Origin of the sequence: Flavobacterium johnsoniae (genome assembly GCF_001879205.1) — a bacterium.
Taxonomy (GTDB): domain Bacteria; phylum Bacteroidota; class Bacteroidia; order Flavobacteriales; family Flavobacteriaceae; genus Flavobacterium; species Flavobacterium johnsoniae_A.
Map to the genome: position 1 here is coordinate 284,197 of NZ_MLFK01000005.1, position 15,067 is coordinate 299,263.

Annotated in this window: 16 protein-coding genes; 1 reads left to right on the plus strand and 15 read right to left on the minus strand. The window is 34.6% G+C overall.

Annotation, left to right across the window (positions count from 1 at the left end; genetic code table 11):
* Positions 1–197: 197 nt before the first annotated feature.
* The 15 genes from BKM63_RS06475 to BKM63_RS06550 form a co-directional block, all read right to left on the minus strand.
* A complete protein-coding gene (locus BKM63_RS06475) occupies positions 198–647 on the minus strand; it encodes an acyl-CoA thioesterase (RefSeq protein ID WP_071635812.1) in 450 nt (149 codons plus the stop codon).
* Positions 622–1,905 (minus strand): ABC transporter permease, encoded by a 1,284-nt coding sequence (locus tag BKM63_RS06480; RefSeq protein WP_071635813.1) that lies wholly within the window; start codon positions 1,903–1,905, stop codon positions 622–624. The genes BKM63_RS06475 and BKM63_RS06480 overlap by 26 nt, the downstream gene beginning before the upstream one ends.
* Positions 1,895–2,647 carry an ABC transporter ATP-binding protein gene (locus tag BKM63_RS06485; RefSeq protein WP_071635814.1) on the minus strand — a complete coding sequence of 251 codons (753 nt, stop codon included), beginning with the start codon at positions 2,645–2,647 and terminating at the stop codon, positions 1,895–1,897. Before BKM63_RS06485 ends, BKM63_RS06480 begins: the two co-directional genes overlap by 11 nt.
* Positions 2,648–2,652: 5 nt before the next feature.
* Entirely contained in the window at positions 2,653–3,651 is a 999-nt protein-coding gene (locus BKM63_RS06490) for a BtrH N-terminal domain-containing protein (protein ID WP_071635815.1), read from the minus strand.
* On the minus strand, positions 3,651–4,055 hold the full coding sequence (locus BKM63_RS06495) for a hypothetical protein (protein WP_071635816.1): 405 nt from the start codon (positions 4,053–4,055) through the stop codon (positions 3,651–3,653). The genes BKM63_RS06490 and BKM63_RS06495 overlap by 1 nt, the downstream gene beginning before the upstream one ends.
* Positions 4,056–4,377: 322 nt before the next feature.
* Complete coding sequence (locus BKM63_RS06505; protein WP_123907059.1) at positions 4,378–4,785, minus strand: ABC transporter permease; 408 nt, start codon at positions 4,783–4,785, stop codon at positions 4,378–4,380.
* A gap of 62 nt (positions 4,786–4,847) precedes the next feature.
* On the minus strand, positions 4,848–5,276 hold the full coding sequence (locus tag BKM63_RS06510; RefSeq protein ID WP_071635819.1) for a hypothetical protein: 429 nt from the start codon (positions 5,274–5,276) through the stop codon (positions 4,848–4,850).
* The gene (locus BKM63_RS06515) at positions 5,276–6,409 is read right to left on the minus strand and encodes a beta-ketoacyl-ACP synthase III (protein WP_071635820.1); all 1,134 of its coding nucleotides are present in this window, start codon (positions 6,407–6,409) and stop codon (positions 5,276–5,278) included. The genes BKM63_RS06510 and BKM63_RS06515 overlap by 1 nt, the downstream gene beginning before the upstream one ends.
* 17 nt (positions 6,410–6,426) lie before the next feature.
* A complete protein-coding gene (locus BKM63_RS06520; protein WP_071635821.1) occupies positions 6,427–7,329 on the minus strand; it encodes a hypothetical protein in 903 nt (300 codons plus the stop codon).
* Between the two features lie 178 nt (positions 7,330–7,507).
* Positions 7,508–8,392, minus strand: a complete 885-nt coding sequence (locus tag BKM63_RS06525; protein WP_071635822.1) for a lipid A biosynthesis acyltransferase — start codon at positions 8,390–8,392, stop codon at positions 7,508–7,510.
* Positions 8,392–8,646: an acyl carrier protein gene (locus tag BKM63_RS06530; protein ID WP_012023190.1), complete on the minus strand. Its 255-nt coding sequence runs from the start codon at positions 8,644–8,646 to the stop codon at positions 8,392–8,394. The genes BKM63_RS06525 and BKM63_RS06530 overlap by 1 nt, the downstream gene beginning before the upstream one ends.
* Complete coding sequence (locus BKM63_RS06535; protein WP_071635823.1) at positions 8,639–9,874, minus strand: beta-ketoacyl-[acyl-carrier-protein] synthase family protein; 1,236 nt, start codon at positions 9,872–9,874, stop codon at positions 8,639–8,641. The genes BKM63_RS06530 and BKM63_RS06535 overlap by 8 nt, the downstream gene beginning before the upstream one ends.
* A gap of 184 nt (positions 9,875–10,058) precedes the next feature.
* Positions 10,059–10,790: a 3-oxoacyl-ACP reductase FabG gene (fabG, locus tag BKM63_RS06540; protein WP_071635824.1), complete on the minus strand. Its 732-nt coding sequence runs from the start codon at positions 10,788–10,790 to the stop codon at positions 10,059–10,061.
* Between the two features lie 96 nt (positions 10,791–10,886).
* Positions 10,887–12,119 carry a WG repeat-containing protein gene (locus tag BKM63_RS06545; RefSeq protein ID WP_071635825.1) on the minus strand — a complete coding sequence of 411 codons (1,233 nt, stop codon included), beginning with the start codon at positions 12,117–12,119 and terminating at the stop codon, positions 10,887–10,889.
* A gap of 68 nt (positions 12,120–12,187) precedes the next feature.
* The gene (locus BKM63_RS06550) at positions 12,188–13,708 is read right to left on the minus strand and encodes an HAL/PAL/TAL family ammonia-lyase (protein WP_071635826.1); all 1,521 of its coding nucleotides are present in this window, start codon (positions 13,706–13,708) and stop codon (positions 12,188–12,190) included.
* Positions 13,709–13,809: 101 nt separating this feature from the next.
* Here BKM63_RS06550 and BKM63_RS06555 point away from each other — a divergent pair, with 101 nt between their 5' ends.
* A complete protein-coding gene (locus BKM63_RS06555; RefSeq protein ID WP_071635827.1) occupies positions 13,810–15,060 on the plus strand; it encodes an NAD(P)/FAD-dependent oxidoreductase in 1,251 nt (416 codons plus the stop codon).
* The last annotated feature ends 7 nt before the right edge of the window (positions 15,061–15,067 follow it).

A 15,067-nucleotide genomic window follows, 5' to 3' on the forward strand; every position in this document is an offset into this window, starting at 1 on the left:
TGCTTGAAAAAGACATTTCATTTGTTTAAACAAACATAGCTATGTGTAAAATCTTGATTTTATTTAATTCTTTTATTCCCTTTTAAATTCTATGATTCTATGTGTTTAATTTTTTTGAACACATATTTTGTAGATTTAAGCGGATTTAAATAGAATATTTTCTTTTTTAATTCGTGCTAATTCGTGAAATTTGTGTTCTATTTCAACAATCCTACTTTTCTTTTCCATTCCTCATAAAAAGGAGGATTCGTAAGCATTAGATTTCCTTCTTTATCTAAAAAAACCTGAACAGTTTCTCCAGTACAAGCGACTTCGCCTTTATCATCAATAATTTTAAAACGGTAAATCATTTTGGCTGCGGGCGTGTCTACCACAGTTGTTTCGATGGTAACAACATCGCCGTAGCGCAAAGACAATTTATGTTCGCATTTTGATTTTACAATCGGCGTTGTGTAGCCGGTATTTCCTATGTCTAAATAAGTAAGTCCGTGTTTACGGCCAAAAGCTTCTCGTCCATCTTCAAAATAGGTAATATAATTGCCGTGCCAAACGATTCCAAGCGGATCAGTTTCGTTAAAACGAATTCTGATTTCGTGAGAAACGGTTAAATCTGTGGCTTCGTTATACTGTTCTTTTCTTTTTGTCATAAAATAATGCAATGGCTGTTGTGATAATGAAAAACAAAAATAACAAACTTATTTTTGGGATGATTTCAAGGAAAGAAACGTTACGAAGTAAAACGTCATAAAAAGCATCTAATCCCCAATTCATAGGAGATGATTTGGCAATTATCTGCATGATTTTCGGCATTGCAAAAACCGGAACCCAAACACCTCCAATTGCGGCTAAAATAATCACACTTGTGGCACCAAACGGAGCTGATTGTTCTTGTGTACTGGCAACGGTTCCTAATAAAATTCCGAATCCAATTGCAGCAAAACCTGAAAATAAAGCTACAACGCTCATCAAGGCTAAATGTCCTTCGATATTTAAAGAAGGAAGTCCGATGGATGGAAATAAAAATACCGCAACAGCAACCATCATATAAAACTGAATCATGCAGATGATCGAGTAAGTAATGGTTTTTCCAATAATCACAATTAAATTAGAAACCGGATTGGTTCTTAAGCGAACAAAGGTTCCCTGTGATTTTTCTTTTACAATATTGATTGATAACGGAATAACGATAAAAAATATCGCAAAAAGTGTCCAGGCCGGAACGTTATGCTGCACCGAATTTGGACGAACTTCTTTATTGTTTATTTTCGGAATTATCTCTTTAAATGAAATGAAACTTTTTTGTTCAAAATCAGTAGTTCCTTCTCCTAATTGATTTTGAAAAGTCGTGTAAATCGATTTGGTTTCAATCTGTGAAATCATTTTGTCGATAGAACTCATGACCGCATTTTTGAAACTCATTTGAACTGCCGGATCAAAATAAAGTTTGACTTCTTTTTCTTTTATAATTCGTTGAGGTTCGCTGGCTGCAGTACTATCTGTCATGCCTAAACTGCTGACAATTTTTTCGACATTTTGATCAACTTTGGCCTGTAAATCAGAACTTAAATTTTTAGGGATTACAATGGCTAATTGAAATTTTCCTTTGTAAACGTTTTCACGTGCAGCATCTTCGGTAATGGTTTTATTGTCGATCTGAGTTACAACGCTGAATAAATCGCTTTTTTCTAAATTATCAAAAACAGTTTTTGAAACAGAACCTTTGTCGTTATCTACCAATAAAATTGGAATTTTAGAATCACTGACTTTTTTAAAAGTGCTGTCCTGAATTAACGTAACGGTAATGACCAAAACCAATGGCATTATAAAAAGAATAATCAAGCCGCCTAAATCGCGTTTAAGCAGTAAAAATTCTTTTACGACGGACATCCAAATTTTATATAGCATCTCTCAAGTCTTTACCGGTTAATGAAATAAAAACGTCTTCGAGATTTCGGGCATCTTCAACAGAATTAATTAAAGTTGAAGGTGTTCCTTTAGCGTAAATTCTGCCCCGGTCCAAAATAGCAAGATTGGTACAGAAATCTTCGGCTTCAGCCAAATGATGTGAAGTATAAATAATAGTGGTTCCGTTTTGGTTCAACACTTTCAGGTAATCTATAATGGCATTTTTAGACTGAACATCAACACCAACGGTTGGCTCATCTAAAAATAAAACTTTTGGTTTATGCAGAATTCCGGCAATCAGATTTACACGGCGTTTCATACCTCCCGAAAAGGTTTCTACCCGTTTATCAGCAAATTTCAGTAAACCCAAAAGATCTAAAGTTTCAATTACTTTATCTTTTAAATCGGAACCTTTTAAGCCATACATACTTCCAAAATAATGCAGGTTTTCTCTTGCTGTAAGAGTAGGGTATAAGGCATATTCCTGAGGAACAACGCCTATGATTTTTTTAATTTTTGAAGAATGATGCTGATAGTCTAAACCGTCAATTGTAAAATGACCGGATGTTGGTTTTACCAAACCGCAGAGCATTGAAATTAAGGTTGTTTTTCCGGCACCATTTGGACCCAGAAGACCAAAAACTTCTCCTTCATTTATAGTTAGCGAAACATCGTTCAAAGAATACTGGTCGGCATCTTTGTACTTTTTCGAAAGGGATTCTATTTTAATTATGGATTGCAAAATATCTAGCTGATGGCTTTTTTTAGTTTCTTAAAAAAGATTTCTTCTCTATTGGCAATGTCCAAAAGTTCATCGGCAATGGTGTTGTAGGCGTCTTCTTTGGCACTTCTGTTTTTATAAATTCGAGAAGCTTCAACCGCAAAGTCACGCCATGAATCGCCAATTTTGGTCATTTCCTTAGAAAGATCTTTTAATTCTTCATTATTTAAAATAACCGAAGCTTCCTGTAAAAATGCGGCATAAATAAAACGGAAACCACCGCCTCCAGTTCCAATTTCTTCCTGCATACGAACCATTTGTGCCAGATAATGATTGGCTTTTTTGGTGCCGTGTTTTACGGGCCATTTCCTAATTTGTTTTGATACAAATTTGATCCCTCGAACACCTACAATTGGCATTGGTGCCAGCATATCACGGCAGGTATTTTTTATTCCTTTTATGATAGCACTTTTTAAATCGACTTCATTTGGAATTTGAATTGGATAATACATTTGGCCGCGTGGCGCAAAAGCTCCTTTTGCAAAACGTACTTTATCTAATTCTTCATGTGTTAATGTCGTTACGGTTTCCATAACAGGATCGCTGATTAAATAATCGGTTTCCGTTTTTCCGTAAACAACTAAATTGTGTGCGTTGAAATGAAAACGATATTCGTCTGGAAAATAACTTAAATTGTAAACACCAACTTGTAATCCGGTTGGGATATTATTTTTTAAATTTTCATCCAAAGCTTTGTTTGCATTTGCTGCAGAAGAAAATTTTTGTCTTTTTATTTTTAGGTTTAAACGGGTTGCGACTTTATTAAAAATCTGCCCAGGCAAAGTCCTGTAACTTATCGCTGGTGCATAATTAACTTTTATAAAAGGTAAATACACGAAGAAAAGCCCGGAACCGATACCAAAAACCATTGGTTCGCTAATGTTGAGTCTGTTGTTTTTTAACAGATTCGATGCTACTCCATTTTCACAGTGAGCAGATTGGTGATGTGTAAAAGTAACTTGCATTAATCTGTTTTAAAGTTTTTTAATTCGGTTATAGAAATTTCAAAAGCAGCGGCGTATTTATTCAAAATAGAATCGCTTAATTTAGCAAAAACAGCAGGTTTAAAATGTCTTTTTACGCGCCATTTCCACATGCCGACATAACTGGATAAAATGGTAAGATCCATTTTGTTTACTTCCATATAATAGCAGATTGGGCTTACTTCTCCATTTTCTACTTGTGCTTTTGCCTCGGCAATACGTTCGTTTATTTCATCAATAGAATTAGAAAGAGCAATTGTTTTGGGTTCCCAGCCTGTACTTAAGGTTGTGGTATAATTGCCATTTTCATCTGTTGCATATAAAAGCTCTTTGACATTATTTTTCGTTAAGTTGCTTTTATCCTGAGGTACTTTGTCTTTTTCCATATTGCTAATTTAATTTATTAGAAACATACAGACTGAAACTATACATAAACTAATTATTAAAAATCCCAGATTTGCGAAAGCTAAAATTCTGTTTTTCTTTACAAATAAATAAATCATTTCTATTAGTAATGCCAAATAAAACATTTGTGTTATCAAAAATAGCAGGATAAAAAATCCTAAACCGCCATCGACATGTTTGTGTCCGCTTTCGTCACAATATTTATGAGGGTCATAGGTAAAATGCCAAAATAAGAAAACCAAACCAAGTAAAAGAATCAAAATTCCGATTCGGATTACAAGATGTAAAATGATTTTTTTTGAACTATTCAACCGAAACTGTTTTTTGAATGAACAAGTTAATTTCGCATTCTAAGAGTATCTGGTCTTCGACTGAGCTTTGACAGCTCATCGTGCATAAAGTGTAATCGTCGCCAGCGAATTTTGAAACTAAATTTGCTTTGGTAATTATAGTATCGCCGACTTTTGGCAGCGAATGAATTTTTACATTTTTTAAGGCACTGATAAATCCAATTACATTTACGTTTTCATTTTCTGTTCCGTTTTCGTCAAAAAAGTATTTTTTTCCAACAATAGACGAACAGGTCTGCGCCGTATTTTCGATTAAACCCGCTTCGATAAAAACATTATTTTGAACAAAAATATTGTCTTCTTTTATCAGGAAAATGGTTTCTACAAAGCTGGCATCAATTTCCAGAATTAAATCTACCATAAGCATTGGTGCTCGGTGCGGTAAATAATTTTGTATGTCAACTCCGGTATTCAAAATCTATATTATTTGGCTAAAACGGTTTTCATTTGTCCGTTTGCAATTTCTTCATTGTTTAATGTCGTAACAATATCCACCAAAGTAATTCCGGCAAATTCCTGCAGAATAGTTACCGTTGACTGGATTGTATCGTTAATTTTTGGCAGCTTTTTAATTTCAATTTCTTTAATAGAACCAATGTAACCCGTTGGGGCTGTTTCGTTTCTTAAAAAGAACTGATAACCCGTATGCAGCGCCACAGATTGAGCCATGTGCTCAATTAAACCCGCTTCTAAAAAGGCATTACTGTCAAAAAAAATATTGTCACTTTTAATTGTATAACCAGAAACTAATGAGGTTTCACTATAAGAAAGCATGCTGTCTACCATTACAAAAGGAAACTTTTGCGGTAATAAATTCTCGACAGCTTCTTTTTCTAAAAGTAAAACGTCCATTAGCATACAGTTAAATACGCATAGGCGAAAGAAAATCTTCCACTTTCCGGAACTGATAAAAGAATATGATCTCCTTTTTTCAGGTTTCCTGAATTCATTAATTCTTCTAGAGCAAGGTAAATAGAGGCAGAACCAACATTCCCTACTCTTGAAAGATTCATAAACCATTTATCATCAGTCATTCCGATGCCTTTTTCATTTAATCCTTTTTTCAATCCTTCAACAAAAAAGTTAGAAGAAACGTGAGGAATAAAATAATCGACATCTTCAGATTTGATATTGTTTTTATCCATGGCATCTTTCATGCTTTCGGCACCTTTTGACAGGATAAACTCATCTAACAATTTTACATCTTGTTTGATAGAAAAAACAGATTCGTTTAACCATTGTTCCGGTGCATAATCGCTCCATGATTTGATTTCTCCGTTTTCTAATTTATCACCTCCGGCATACATGCAGGTTTCTAATTCGTAAGCATACGAAAAAGCTTCCATCCATTCTATTTTTAGAGAAATTGCTCCTTTTGGTTCATTTTCTAATAAAAAAGCACCGGCACCGTCAGATAACATCCAGCGTAAAAAATCTTTTTTGAAAGCTATGATAGGCTGTTCTTCAAGTGTTTTTAAATTGTCGGCTTCGTGATTGTATTTTTGAGCATTCAGCCAGGTAGAAACTTTTTCTGATCCTGTGCAGATTGCATTTTTTGAATTTCCAGATTTTACCGAAAGAAAACCAAATTTAAGAGAGTTCATTCCGGCACAGCAAACTCCTGTTGAAGAGTTTAATTCTACCGATTTATTTTTTAGCAGACCATGAACCATCGCGGCATGCGAAGGCAGAAAAATATCCGGAGTTGAGGTTCCGCATGAAAGTACTTCTAAATCCTGAGGCGTAAAATTTTCGTCGAACAACGGCAAAATAGCATTTCGTGTTAATTCGGCATTACTGTGTGTGCTTTTTCCTGTTTTGTCAACAGCATAATAACGGCTTGTAATTTTGTTGTTGCGCAAAATAATACGTCTTGCCTTAGAGGCAGTATCGTTGATAAGGCCCAAGTAAGCTTCCATTTCTTCATTTGAAACAGCTTCGTTTGGCAAATATTTTGCAGCTTTTGTGATATATACTTCAAACATAATCTAAAATTCTCTTTCTAAACTCCTTGATAATACTGAGTTTCTCTTTTTATGGTGTTTAATTTAAAGGGGTAGGAAATAAGGTGCAATATATACACTATTGGTGAGATTAACCAAATCGCAAGGAATAAATAAACATTAAATACTTTTAGAAGCTGTTTTCGGTTTTTTTGATTTTTATAAATAAGGTTTGACCATTTATTGAAAATTTTATTGGCAGTTTTGTCAACAGTCACTAAATAGGGACTAATCTTTACAGCGTCAATGGCCACTAATTTGGGCTGTAAATGCTGTAAATTGTTTTCATTAAATGCTTCTAAAATTACTTCTCCAAATTTTGGAGATTCCTGAATATCCTTTTCTGAAACTCCCGGTAGAGGAAAAATACCTAAATATTTTTTCTTAACTCCGGAAAACATCCACTCTACAATTGTAATAACACTGATTAAATTTCCTACACGATCTACTAAAGCTACATTGCCAACTAATTGTGCATTGGCTTCTTTTAGCAAAGTTTTGATTTTTTCCTGTGCCATAATCCACATATTTCTCGAACCGCTGATGGTTACTACCGGCGTATTGTTGAGGATTTTTTTGGCGTCGTCACTTTTTAAAAAAGAGTTGACAGGGATAGAGGGCGATAAATACCAAACTTGATAGTGGAAAAGGACTAAATCGAATTTTGTGTTTAAAATCTCTTCAGGAACTGGTTTTAATGCTGTCGGGATCTGTAAAAAAGATTCTGGAAAGGCATCAAAAAAAGAATTTTTATCCCAAGGAAAAGGGAATGGTTTTTCTAGTTGAATTTCGTGAAAAGTTACATTTATATTCTCTGAATTTAGAAACGGTTTTGCGATGTTTTGCGCAATGGTTTCTAACTGCCCTGATTGAGAATAATAAATAACGAGAACATTTTTCATTAGGTTTGTCTGCTTTGGTTGCGGACAAAAATAAGTAAATTTATTTAAACGGATTTTCTTGTTTACGGGATGAAGGGTTTGCCGCGAATTACAAGATTTTTTTGCCACAGATAAAATGATTAACGCAGACTATTTCTTCAAAAAAAACTTGCACTTTTGAGCCTTCGCACCTTTGTATCTATGCACCTTTTAAATCATTCCAGAAATCGAAATAATTAAACCATTGCAGCGGATATTTTTTTATGATGCTTTCTACACTTTTTACATATTCTTTCAGCAGTGCTTTTTCGTCGCGGTGCTTTACAGCGGCTTCTCTGGCATATAAATGATAATGTAAATTTGGCTCTTTCATAACATAAACAAACACAACCGGAACTTTTAACCGTGATGCAATTAAAAAAGGACCTGCAGGGAAATTGGCTTCTTTGCCCAAAAGGTTTTCAGAAAGAGATTTAGTGCCTTCAAAATAGCGATCGCCTGTAAAACAAACTAATTCGTTATTAGCCAAAGCAGCATTGATCTCAAAAATATGAGACAAATCTTCTTTGATAATGATAAATTTTACCGTTGGTTTTTGCGTAACGCTTTCCAGATAATTTTTAATGGCCGAATGTTCTAGATCTGTTGTAACCAAATTGATTTGGAAATTAAGATCGATGTCGCCCAGGAAATGTTCTGCAATTTCAAAATTACCCATGTGCGCGCTGATTAAAACCCCGCCTTTTTTTTCGGCCAAGAGGTTTTTCAGAATTTCGATTCCGTCAAACTCATAAGTGAATTTGTTTCGAAGACCAGCCGAAATGGAAATTTTATCAATAATAGTTTGTCCAAAAGTGTAGTAACTTTTGAAAACCATTTTTTTGGATTTGAAATTGGAGTATTGCAGCCTTTCCTTAAAATAATAAAAAATAGCACGATTGCTTTTCTTTAAAAATAAAAAGTAATAAGAGGCAACAAAATAAAGTAAAGCATAAGCAGATTTTACACCCGCTTTTTTAATCAAAAAAACGAATATTCTATAACCTAAAACAGTTCCTTTTGATTTGCCATCCCATTGACTCATTAAGCTGTTTTGGCTTTTAATTTGGTTTCAATAAGGTCGTAGAAACTTTGAAAATCAGAAATTCCAACAAAGTCTGCCTCTACAAGTTTTACACCAAAGTTAGATTCTATCGAAACTACCAAATCAACATAATCTAAACTATCTAATCCAAGTGTATCTTTTAAATTAGCATTTGGTTCAATGTCGTCATTGTCTACTTCAAATTCATCAACTAAAAAACCATTAATTTTTGCTATAATCTCTTCTTTATTCATCGTTCAATTTAAACTTTTTAACCACCAACGCAGAGTTGGTTCCTCCGAAACCGAAAGAATTGGACAAAAATATGTCAAATTTTTTGTTTAACGTAGTTTTAACTAAATTTAATTTTGAAGCATCTTCGTCTGGATTTTCTAAATTGATGTTAGGCGCAATAAAATCGTGCTGCATCATAATGATAGAGTAGATAATTTCGCTTGCTCCGGCCATCCAGCATTCGTGGCCCGTCATTGATTTTGTAGAACTTACATAAGGATTTTTCTCACCAAAAACTTCGAAAATCGCTTTGGCTTCGTTTGCATCGCCAACCGGAGTTGAGGTTGCGTGTGCATTTATATATTCGATATCCGATGCATTTAGTTTAGCATCGTCGAGTGCTCTTTTCATTGCTGTGGCTGGTCCTTCGACATTTGGAGTCGAAATATGTCCTCCATTTGACGAAAATCCGTAGCCGGAAACTTCGGCAATAATTGTGGCACCTCTTGCAATGGCAGATTCGTAACTTTCCAGAATTAAAGTAGCACCTCCGCCACTCGGAATTAATCCGTCGCGGTCAGCATCAAAAGGTCTTGACGCTTTTTCAGGATCATTTTCTCTGTTAGAAAAAACGCCCAATCCGTCAAAACTGCTCATGGCATATTTATTAATTTCCTGTGCTCCGCCGGTAATGATAATATCCTGAAAACCGCTTTTTATTAAAAAATAAGCCAATCCGATAGAATGTGAACCGCTCGCACAAGCCGCACTTACGGTTAAATTAATACCTCGAAGCTTAAAAATCGTTGAAAGATTCATTGTAACCGTAGAATTCATCGACTTAAAAATAGCTCCTGAACCAATTAAAGCGGTGTCTTTTTTCTCGCGAACAATATCTGTAGCATCAATAATAGCTTTAGAAACACTGTCGTTTCCGTACATAATTCCTACTTCGCGATTTTCAAAAAAAGCGTCGTCGATATTGGCATTTTTCAATGCTTCGATAGTTGCCATATACGCATACTCGGTTTCTTCACCAATGCTCATACGCTGTCTGCGTGTCAATAAATTTTTTAAATCAGCTTTAGGAACCATTCCGGTCAGGGCTGATTGAAATCCAAATTCTTTTCGTTCAGAATCAAATTTAATACCCGATTTTCCGTGGTATAAAGATTCTTTTACTTCATCTAAAGAAGTTCCGATGCAAGAATAAATTCCCATTCCAGTAATTACCACTCTTCTATTCATCGTCTTTCAAAGTAATTTTTGTCCTTAAATTGTAATTTTTTAAACACATAGAAACATAGTTTTTGTAAACTCAAAAAAGAGGTTTCACTCATTTTAATAAACATAGTTCTCTATGTGAAAGAAATGTATTTCTTTTTTAACTATTCTTTTTGCAAATAAAACCTATGTTTCTATGTGTTAGATTTTACGAATATATTCCTCCGTTTATATTGATAATTTCTCCGGTAATATAGCTCGATTTTTTAGAAATCAAAAAGCTTACCAAATCTGCTACTTCTTCGGCTTCGCCAAAACGATTTACCGGAATCAGCTTTAATAATTCCTTTTCGTCAAGCTCACTTGTCATATCAGTTCTAATAAAACCGGGCGCAACAGCATTTACGGTTATATTACGTTTTGCAACCTCTTGTGCCAATGCTTTTGTAGCGGCAACGATTGCGCCTTTTGCTGCTGAATAATTGGTTTGCCCTGCCGTTCCTTTTACTCCGGAAACCGAAACCATATTAACGATTCGGCCATATTTATTGCGAAGCATTTTTTGAATAAAAAACTGCGTTACATTAAAAAATCCGTTTAAGCTTGTGTTTACAACACCGTTCCAGTCTTCGGGAGTCATCCACATAAAAAGACCGTCTTTTGTAATTCCGGCATTGTTTACAATTGCTTCCACAATTGCGTCAGGATTTGCTTCCTGCCATTGTGTTAAAACGTTTTGAACCTGCTCAAAATTGGCAACATCAAAACCTAAAATTTCTCCTGTTGCTCCTAATTTTTGTATTTCCTGAAGTGTTTCTTCAGCAGCAGTTTTGTTTGAATGATAATTAATCAGAATATGATAATTAGATTCAACGGCTAATTTTTTACAAACAGCACTTCCAATTCCTCTCGAACCGCCTGTTACTAATACACATTTCATCTATGTAAATTTTATTTTTATTGGTCGTAAATGTTTCCGTCTTTATTTATAGACGTTTTCATTTATGTAAATTTGATTTTTTGCCGGCGATAAAAATTATTTCTTCTTTTTAGCCGCTGGTTTTGCAGTTGATTTTGCTGCTGGTTTAGCTGTTGCTTTTACTTCTTGTTTGGGTTTTTCTGCCGCTATTTCTACGGGCTGATTTTTTTCTGCCGATTTTGAGAATAATTCAGCGTTTTCAAACCATTGGTTGCTTAGTACAGTTCCGTCTGGTTTAAGAAATCCCCATTTTCCTTCGTTTTTTACTCTGGCAACACCATCAATAAATCCTTTGTCCTGTTGTGTAAACATCGCAATAATGGCATTTGTAGTGATACCGTATTGAGTTGGAATTACTAGTTTTCCAGATTCGTTGATAAATCCCCAATTGCTTTCTTTTACCGGAGCCAGGCCGTTTGAACTAAAAACTTCTGCATCGCTGTAAGTTGGTTCAATAGCAAATTCTCCTTTTGGATTAATAAATCCCCATTTTTTTCCAACTAAAACAGGTGCTAAATTTTTTGAGAAAGCTTTACCTTTATCATAAATAGGAAGAATCGCCCAGTTTCCTTTTAAATCGATGTATCCAATTTTTCCGTTCTTTTTGGCAAAAGTCAAATCTTGTGTTTCAAAATCCCAGATTTTTTCGGCTCCGTCAACCGGAATAAATTTCCCGCCGCTTACTAATCCAAAAGTTTTATCTTTTCTGGCCCAGGTTGTGTTTTTGAAATAGTTTCCAATCTCGGCATAAGCAGGCTCAACTAATTCTTTTCCATCAGTATTTATAATTCCCCAGTTTTTATTTAGTTCTACTCTGGCATAACCATTTTCAAAAGGTTTTATCTGATCGTATTTTGGTTCTAAAACCACCGCCATTTTGTTGTTAATCAAACCAACTTTATTGTTTTGTCTGATAAAAGCAACTCCATTATTAAAATCGAATAATTTTTCGGTTGTCGGAGCTTTTTGAATTTCACCTTTTTTATCAATATAAACCCACTCCTTATCTTTTTTTACAATTGCAATACCGCTGTTAAAATCTTTGGCATCATCAAAAGAAGCCTGAATGGTCCAGTTTCCTTTTGTATCGATAAATCCCCATTTGCCGCCATTTTCAACAGCAGCTAAACCTTCAGAAAAACTTTTGGCAGATTTGTATTGAGGTTCGATTTTAAAAGATCCGTCTTTGGAAATATATCCAATTTTTGAATTCTTTTTAACTAATGCCAGTTCTTGACTATTAACAAATTGAATACTTACTAGCAGCAAAAAAATAAGTGTCTTTTTCATGATTTTAAAATTCAATGTTTAATGATTAAAAAGCTAAAACTATTTGGGGCATATTTTTATATTGATTTTTAATTGTTGATCAAATGATCTTTTACTTTTTGAACAAAAGGATACATTACCTGATCTTCCTTAAATTCCGGAATTATATTGCGAACGTCATCGTACCATTTTTTGGTTACTGATGAAATTTTATCTTTTTGACCCAAATAATCAATTGCCTGAACGATTGTAATCATTTCGATAGCTAAAACTTCAAAAGAGTTTTCGATTACTTTTGAGGTAATAACTGCTGCATTTGTTCCCATGCTTACAATATCCTGATTGTCATTGTTGTTTGGGATACTGTGTACATACATTGGGTTTGATAACATCTGGCTTTCGTCAGTTGTTGAGGTTGCAGTAAACTGAACGCCCTGCATTCCGAAATTAAATCCTAATGTTCCTAAGTTTACGAATGGAGGAAGAATTTCGTTGATTTTTGAATTTAATAAATAATTCAATTGACGTTCTGCCAGCATCGTTAATTTGGTAATTACGATTTTCAGTTTATCCATTTCAAGTGAGATATAATCTCCGTGGAAATTTCCTCCATGGTAAACGTGTTTATTTTTTACGTCGATAATTGGGTTATCGTTTGCCGAGTTAAATTCGTCTTCCAGGATAGAAGCAACGTTGTTGATTGTTTCTAAAACCGGTCCTAAAATTTGAGGAACGCATCTTAATGAATAATATTCCTGAACTTTTTCTTTAAAGATTTCTTCGGTATTTTCACCAGAATATAAATGGTCTTCTCTTTTACGGATTAAAGTACTGTCAGAAAGATTTTGACGCATTTTTGCAGCTATTTCCTGCTGTCCTTTATGACGTTTTGTTTGGTTTAATTCTTCAGAAAAATGATCATCATAAGCCTGAACCAGTTCGTTTATGGCACAAGACGATTTTAAGGACCAATCTAAAAGTTTTTTAGCGTGATACACATTTACAACACCAATTCCGGTCATTACTGATGTTCCGTTGATTAATGCCAAACCTTCTCTAATTTCAACCTGAATTGGTTTTAAACCTTCAATTTCAAAAACTTCGGGAGTTGGTCTTCTTTCGCCTTTATAAAAAACTTCGCCTTCGCCAATTAAAACTAAAGCTAAATGCGAAAGCTGTACTAAGTCACCGCTGGCACCAACACCGCCGTGTTCAAAGATTAAAGGAGTGATATCTCTATTAATAAGTTCAGACATTAAGTTAATTACTGACGGATGAACGCCTGAATTTCCTAATGAAAGTGTATTTAAGCGAGCCAGAATTGCTGCTTTTGCACAAACTGGGCTTAATGGTTTTCCGGTTCCTGATGAGTGGCTGCGGATTAAATTATACTGAAGCTGAATTTGGTCAGACTCTTTAATTCTATATTGCGCCATTGGGCCAAAGCCAGTGTTTACGCCATAAATTACTTTGTTTCCAGAAAATTCTTTTAGGAAATTAAAGCTTTCGTTTACTCGGTTTAAAACAACATCGCTAATTGTAACTTTTTGATTTCCAAAGATTATGTCTTCGAATTCTGCTAAACTTAAATATTCATTAATTGTATTCATTAAATCGGTTTTGATTGTGCTAATTTAATTTTATTTATCAAAATAATTGTAGTTATTTTGATGATGGCAAATGTAGTTTAATAATTGATAATATTTTTATTATGACCAAGGAGTTTGTAGATGTTTTAGTGATAGGTGCAGGACCATCAGGATGCGTGTCTGCATCGTATCTTCATAAAAATAATGTAAAGGTAAAAGTTGTAGAAAAACAAAAATTCCCAAGATTGGTTGTGGGGGAAAGCTTAATTCCAAGGGTAATGGACCATTTTGCAGAGGCAGAATTGTTTGATGCTCTTGATGCAATGAATTTTGAAAAAAAACTGGGCGCACGATTTATAAGAGGAGAAGAAATTTGTGTTTTTGATTTCAGCAAGAAATTTGGCAAAGGCTGGGATTGGACCTGGCAGGTGCCTCGCGCTGATTTTGACAATACAATGGCTCAGGAAGTAGTTCGCAAAGGTGTTGATCTGGAATTTGAAACAGAGGTTCTGGAAGTTTCTTTCGAAGGAAAAAACTCTAAAACAATTGTAAAAGATAAAGACGGGAATTTAAAAGAGATTCACGCTAAATTCATTATCGATTCAAGCGGTTATGGTCGTGTTCTTCCAAGACTTTTAGATTTGGATACGCCTTCGAAATTAGATCCGCATTCTTCTATTTTTACGCATGTAAAAGATATTAACAGAGAAGAAGGTGAAGAGGGAACTCAAATTTCTTTTGATATTCTGGAAACCGAAGTGTGGCTTTGGGTAATTCCTTTTTCTAATGGAAATACGAGTTTGGGAGTTGTTGGTCCTACAGATTTTATTAATTCGCTTTCAGAAAATAAAGATAATGCCGAGGCTTTAAAAAACGCTATTCAGCTATCAGATTATTACATTAAGAGATTTGAGGGTACAGAATTTTTGTTTGAGCCTGTAAAACTGGAGAATTATTCGCGAGCGGTAAAAAGAATGTACGGCGATGGTTTTGCTTTAACAGGAAATAGTTCAGAATTCTTAGATCCTGTTTTCTCATCTGGAGTAGCTTTTGCAACCGAGTCCGGAATGCTGGCAGCAAAATTATACCTTAAAGAATCGCAGAGAATTCCTGTTGACTGGGAGGTTGAATTTACACAATATATGAAACGAGGTATTGCTGTTTTCACAACATACGTACAAGAGTGGTACACAGGAAATCTACAGACTTTATTCTTCCATCAGCCGGAAAATCCTGAAGTAAAAGAAAAAATATGTTCGGTATTAGCAGGATATGTTTGGAATGAAGAAAACCCTTTTGTTAAGAAACACGATCACGTGATCGCAAATATGGCGTATTTATTAAATATGCAAAAAGAAAAAAGCCCTGAATAATCAGGGC

Coding starts and splice junctions, on each gene's coding strand:
- BKM63_RS06475 (WP_071635812.1), bottom strand. CDS start 647: ATGACAAAAAGAAAAGAACAGTATAACGAAGCCACAGATTTAACCGTT.
- BKM63_RS06480 (WP_071635813.1), bottom strand. CDS start 1,905: ATGCTATATAAAATTTGGATGTCCGTCGTAAAAGAATTTTTACTGCTT.
- BKM63_RS06490 (WP_071635815.1), bottom strand. CDS start 3,651: ATGCAAGTTACTTTTACACATCACCAATCTGCTCACTGTGAAAATGGA.
- BKM63_RS06495 (WP_071635816.1), bottom strand. CDS start 4,055: ATGGAAAAAGACAAAGTACCTCAGGATAAAAGCAACTTAACGAAAAAT.
- BKM63_RS06505 (WP_123907059.1), bottom strand. CDS start 4,785: ATGGTAGATTTAATTCTGGAAATTGATGCCAGCTTTGTAGAAACCATT.
- BKM63_RS06510 (WP_071635819.1), bottom strand. CDS start 5,276: ATGGACGTTTTACTTTTAGAAAAAGAAGCTGTCGAGAATTTATTACCG.
- BKM63_RS06515 (WP_071635820.1), bottom strand. CDS start 6,409: ATGTTTGAAGTATATATCACAAAAGCTGCAAAATATTTGCCAAACGAA.
- BKM63_RS06520 (WP_071635821.1), bottom strand. CDS start 7,329: ATGAAAAATGTTCTCGTTATTTATTATTCTCAATCAGGGCAGTTAGAA.
- BKM63_RS06525 (WP_071635822.1), bottom strand. CDS start 8,392: ATGAGTCAATGGGATGGCAAATCAAAAGGAACTGTTTTAGGTTATAGA.
- BKM63_RS06530 (WP_012023190.1), bottom strand. CDS start 8,646: ATGAATAAAGAAGAGATTATAGCAAAAATTAATGGTTTTTTAGTTGAT.
- BKM63_RS06535 (WP_071635823.1), bottom strand. CDS start 9,874: ATGAATAGAAGAGTGGTAATTACTGGAATGGGAATTTATTCTTGCATC.
- fabG (WP_071635824.1), bottom strand. CDS start 10,790: ATGAAATGTGTATTAGTAACAGGCGGTTCGAGAGGAATTGGAAGTGCT.
- BKM63_RS06545 (WP_071635825.1), bottom strand. CDS start 12,119: ATGAAAAAGACACTTATTTTTTTGCTGCTAGTAAGTATTCAATTTGTT.
- BKM63_RS06550 (WP_071635826.1), bottom strand. CDS start 13,708: ATGAATACAATTAATGAATATTTAAGTTTAGCAGAATTCGAAGACATA.
- BKM63_RS06555 (WP_071635827.1), top strand. CDS start 13,810: ATGACCAAGGAGTTTGTAGATGTTTTAGTGATAGGTGCAGGACCATCA.